The sequence below is a fragment of the Lysinibacillus sp. 10T31 genome (genome assembly GCF_056394365.1).
Genome location: NZ_JBFTHS010000112.1, coordinates 1 through 4269, shown reverse-complemented (window position 1 = coordinate 4269; position 4269 = coordinate 1). Strand labels below are relative to the sequence as shown.

At 36.6% G+C, this 4269-nt stretch carries 5 protein-coding genes; 4 read left to right on the top strand and 1 reads right to left on the bottom strand.

Going from position 1 to position 4269, the window contains the following annotated elements:
* Positions 1–331: hypothetical protein (locus AC1DCY_RS26915; protein WP_477355681.1), on the top strand; the 331-nt coding region annotated here is incomplete at its 5' end.
* Positions 332–476: 145 nt separating this feature from the next.
* On the opposite strand, the gene AC1DCY_RS26910 is transcribed toward AC1DCY_RS26915, so the two are convergent.
* Entirely contained in the window at positions 477–1883 is a 1407-nt protein-coding gene (locus AC1DCY_RS26910) for a polysaccharide deacetylase family protein (protein WP_477355678.1), read from the bottom strand.
* A 264-nt stretch (positions 1884–2147) separates the two neighbouring features.
* On the opposite strand from AC1DCY_RS26910, the gene AC1DCY_RS26905 reads away from it, so the two are divergent.
* The 3 genes from AC1DCY_RS26905 to AC1DCY_RS26895 all read left to right on the top strand — a co-directional run.
* Positions 2148–2900, top strand: a complete 753-nt coding sequence (locus tag AC1DCY_RS26905; RefSeq protein ID WP_477355675.1) for a threonine/serine exporter family protein — start codon at positions 2148–2150, stop codon at positions 2898–2900.
* A gap of 12 nt (positions 2901–2912) precedes the next feature.
* Complete coding sequence (locus tag AC1DCY_RS26900) at positions 2913–3380, top strand: threonine/serine exporter family protein (RefSeq protein ID WP_477355672.1); 468 nt, start codon at positions 2913–2915, stop codon at positions 3378–3380.
* A 323-nt stretch (positions 3381–3703) separates the two neighbouring features.
* On the top strand, positions 3704–4269 hold a 566-nt coding region (locus AC1DCY_RS26895; RefSeq protein ID WP_477355669.1), incomplete at its 3' end, for a hypothetical protein.

The window sequence follows — 4269 nt, the reverse complement described above, 5'->3', positions numbered from 1 at the left end:
GTGCGAAAGCGAAGCGGCAGCAACAATGTTTTTTATCTGTGCGAAAGCGAAGCGGCAGCAACAATGTTTTTTATCTGTGCGAAAGCGAAGCGGCAGCAACAATGTTTTTTATCTGTGCGAAAGCGAAGCGACAGCAACAATGTTTTTTATCTGTGCGGAAGCGAAGCGGCAGCAACAATGTTTTTTATCTGTGCGGAAGCGAAGCGGCAGCAACAATGTTTTTATCTGTGCGAAAGCGAAGCGACAGCAACAATGTTTTTATCTGTGCGAAAGCGAAGCGACAGCAACAATGTTTTTTATCTGTGCGAAAGCGAAGCGGCAGCAACAATAGCGGAGAAAGCGGTTCGACGCTCGCCCATAGGAAAGCCGAATGACCTGGAACGGAAATTAACCTCTCGTTATGCCGAAGTTCACTGGTGTAATAAGTTTTTTAACAAAAGAAAGTCCAATAAACTCGAGGTTTATTGGACTTTTTCTTATTTTTGACGATATGGAAGAATTTCCGATACTGTCACGAATTCATAGCCTTGCCCTTGTAAATAAGCAAGTACAGCATCAAGACCATCAGCAGTCGATTGATGAATATCATGCATTAAAACAATAGCGTTATTGTGTAAATTATTTTTGACATTAGGTAGTAGCTGTTGTGCATTGCGATGCTTCCAATCTAATGTATCAATCGTCCACAAAACAACAGGAATTGGAATTTGAGCGTTAATAGCATCATTTGTTGCTCCATACGGTGGTCTAAATACAGTTGGCTTTTGATTAATGGCCTTCTCTATCTCCGCATCTGTAGATGTGTATTGATTTACTGCCGACTCTAGTGACAGTTTTGTTAATACAGGATGGTTCCATGAATGATTACCTATTTCATGTCCTCTTGCAAGTACGTCTCTTGCGATATCAGGGTAATATTGTACGCGACTACCAAGCATAAAGAAGGTAGCTTTTGCGTTATATTTATCGAGCGTATTTAAAATCTGTTCTGTTACCTTTGGATGTGGCCCATCATCAAAGGTTAAGGCGATACGTTTTTTGTTTGGATCTCCTATATCAGTTGGCTTTACCGGCTTTTCCATAGCAATCTGGAAATCAGAGGCTAACAACGGATTGATAAGTGACAGGGGAAGCTTCACAATTGGTGGACCAGCTGCTCCGCTAGCAATCTCATATTTATCAAAATAGAATTGTATTGAATTATCAACAATAGCAAAGCGGTTGAAGTTAGACCACTTCGGCTCAGTAGATTTTTTAAAATCATCCTTGAAGAGTTCATCCTTTAACTTAAGGTTTTGCTGTAAGTCATTACGTACATGAGTAGCTAATGCCGTTAAGTTGTTTTGATCGTTATTTAACAATGTTTCAATGGAAATTAGTTCACCAGTTTCATGATTGATGAAGAATGTTTTTGTTGAAACCTCGGGATTGGCTCCGCCTGTATACAACATTTTTGTTAGCACAAAGGAATAGTAATGCTTTTGATATGGGAAAGTTTCCAAACTAATATTAAGCTCACCCATTACCTCTTTATCTTTATTTTCATTCATAGATGACAGATAGTTATCTTTTGATTCCGTTATGTACTGTAATACAGCATCGTTAAAAGCTTTATTATCTGTTTCTGGATAGTGAATAGCAAAAGGAGTTCGCTTGTCATTAGAGACATCTGTTACAATACGTATACCTGGAAACGCAGAGCTTTCTGTGGATAATTTACTCTTTATTGAATCTGAAGTTGTCTCTTTAGAGGCACTAATTTTTTGAAACTTAAAATCATCCTTTGATAGGAAAATGACTAAAATAATAGTTGTTAATGTAATGATGAGGCCGATTAATAGGAAATCAATCATTGGGCCGCGTTTTTTTCTGCGTTCCGGCATTTTGATGGATACGCTCCTTTCCTTATTTATTTTTCTATACAATCAGACGTGTCAGTCATTGAAAAAGTTATACGAATCTATAAAGTTTTGCTATCAATTTATGGGAAGCCCATCTTCATGAATAAATTACCCATTTGCTTATCATTTCTAACTTATGAAAGCCAAAGTACTTTGGTTAAAAGTTAAAAAAATTTTTTTGTTGAGTTTTTATTTGCAGTTCGATACTATTGGCAAGGAACCTTTTAAAGGAGGCAGATAACTGTAATGGTTTTACATGAAGTGGATAATGAATTTACGATTGACTGTTTATTACTTGCAGGTAGAATTATGATTGAAAGTGGTGCAGAAACATACCGTGTGGAGGATACTATGCTACGCATGGCACATTCTCAAAATATGCTGGATGCGCAATGTTATGCCACACCTACAGGGATCATTTTTTCGTTGGGCAAGACACAGCCGACGAGAATCACATCAATTTCCAACAGATTAACAGATTTACAAAAAATAGCCTTGGTAAATTCAGTATCTCGGAGACTCACATCTCACATGATAACATTAGAAGAAGCTTATGACGAGCTAAAGTCGATACAAAAAACAAATTATTTTTTACCAATATATATTCAAGTCATATCAGCGGCTCTTGCGAGTGGTTGTTTCCTTATAATGTTTAAAGGGGGATGGTCTGATTTCCTTTTTGCCTGTTTGGCAGGGGGGTTAGGCTTCCTAGTGCTTTTATTGATAAATGACTTAACAAAAGTGAAATTTTTTTCAGAATTTACAGCCTCATTAGTAGTAGGATCTATTGCAGTCTTTTCAGTGAAATATGGCCATGGTACGGAAATAGATAAAATTATAATTAGCTCCGTTATGCCACTGGTACCAGGTATTTTGATTACGAATGCAGTTCGGGATTTAATGGCAGGTCATTTTATGTCAGGGATGGCAAAGGGCGTAGAGGCCTTTTTAACAGCTTTTGCAATTGGTGCTGCTATTGCCGTCACTCTATCGTTTTAGGAGGCAGTTGACATGGATTATATCGTACAGTTAATTCTTAGTTTTTTTGCGACTGCAGGTATCGCAATTATTTTTAATGTACCTAGAAGAACCTTAATTTATTGTGGTTTTGTTGGGGTTGTAGGCTGGATGATTTACTTCATCCTAACAGAACATGGCATGAATATAGTAAATGCCTCATTCTTTAGCTCTTTCATAATTGCTATCGTTTCCCATTTGTATGCTCGGCGCTTCAAAATGCCAATGATTATTTTTATTGTCGGTGGTATTATCCCGTTAGTTCCGGGAGGTATGGCTTATAATGCAATGAGAAATGTTGTAGAGGATGATTATGTACAAGGGCTACAGTATGGATTAAAGGCATTTTTAATTACAGGTGCCATCGTTATAGGACTTGTATTTGCAGAGGTGCTTATACAGCTTATTTTCCGTTCTGTACGTACCAGTAAGGCGACATTCCAAAAGGTCTACAAGAAATAAGACTTTACATCAAGTGTAAGAGGCAGCACGGCGGATAAAAAAAGAAGAGGCTGGAAAATAAGTATATTTTCAAAGCGAAATTAATAAAATTAATATCAGAAAAGCGCGCAAAATCAACGTTTTTAAGTTGAGTTTGCGCGCTTTTTAGGTTGCAATCAGTTAGCGCCTACATAACTTAGCGAAAATTGCAAGTAAATCGATAATCAATATTTGTTCAAAAACCAGCAAATGTTGAATTGCTTGCTTTTGTGAAAATGGTTAGTGTTGATAATTACAAAGGTAGATGTCTACTGTTTTTTAATATGGTGAAAGGAGATATCTAAATGAAAAAAGCAAGTTTACTTTTAATAATCATCCTTTTAGTATTTTCTCAATTATCATTGGGTAATGCAATCAGTAATAGTGAAAATAGTAGTGAAGATTCTAGCCTGAGTGATGATGGCAAATTGCAACTAGATGATAAAGATAAAGATAAAAATTCGCTAAATAGTAATACAGAAGAAGATAAAGAACCATCGATTCCTACGGAGGATGATAAAGAAGATAAAGATAAAAATTCACTAAATAGTAATACAGAAGAAGATAAAGAACCATCGATTCCTACGGAGGATGATAAAGAAGATAATGATAATAATTCATTAAATAGTAATACAGAAGATGATCTAAATAGCGATATAGAAGACGATGAAGCATCGACTATTGCGGAGGATGAAGATACCTCTTTGAACGCAGAAAAGAAGGCTAGTGTACCCAATGGTGCCGATAATTTTGTCTATAGAGAAAGATTTATTGGTATTCCAGGTATCAGTATTACAGGATGGAAAGGAGATCAAACTCCACAGGATGTTGTTATCCCTGATATGATCGAGGGTCTACCGGTTATAGAAAT

Excerpts from the sequence above, each read along its gene's own strand:
- AC1DCY_RS26900 (WP_477355672.1), top strand. The coding sequence starts at position 2,913 with ATGGATTATATCGTACAGTTAATTCTTAGTTTTTTTGCGACTGCAGGT.
- AC1DCY_RS26910 (WP_477355678.1), bottom strand. The coding sequence starts at position 1,883 with ATGCCGGAACGCAGAAAAAAACGCGGCCCAATGATTGATTTCCTATTA.
- AC1DCY_RS26905 (WP_477355675.1), top strand. The coding sequence starts at position 2,148 with ATGGTTTTACATGAAGTGGATAATGAATTTACGATTGACTGTTTATTA.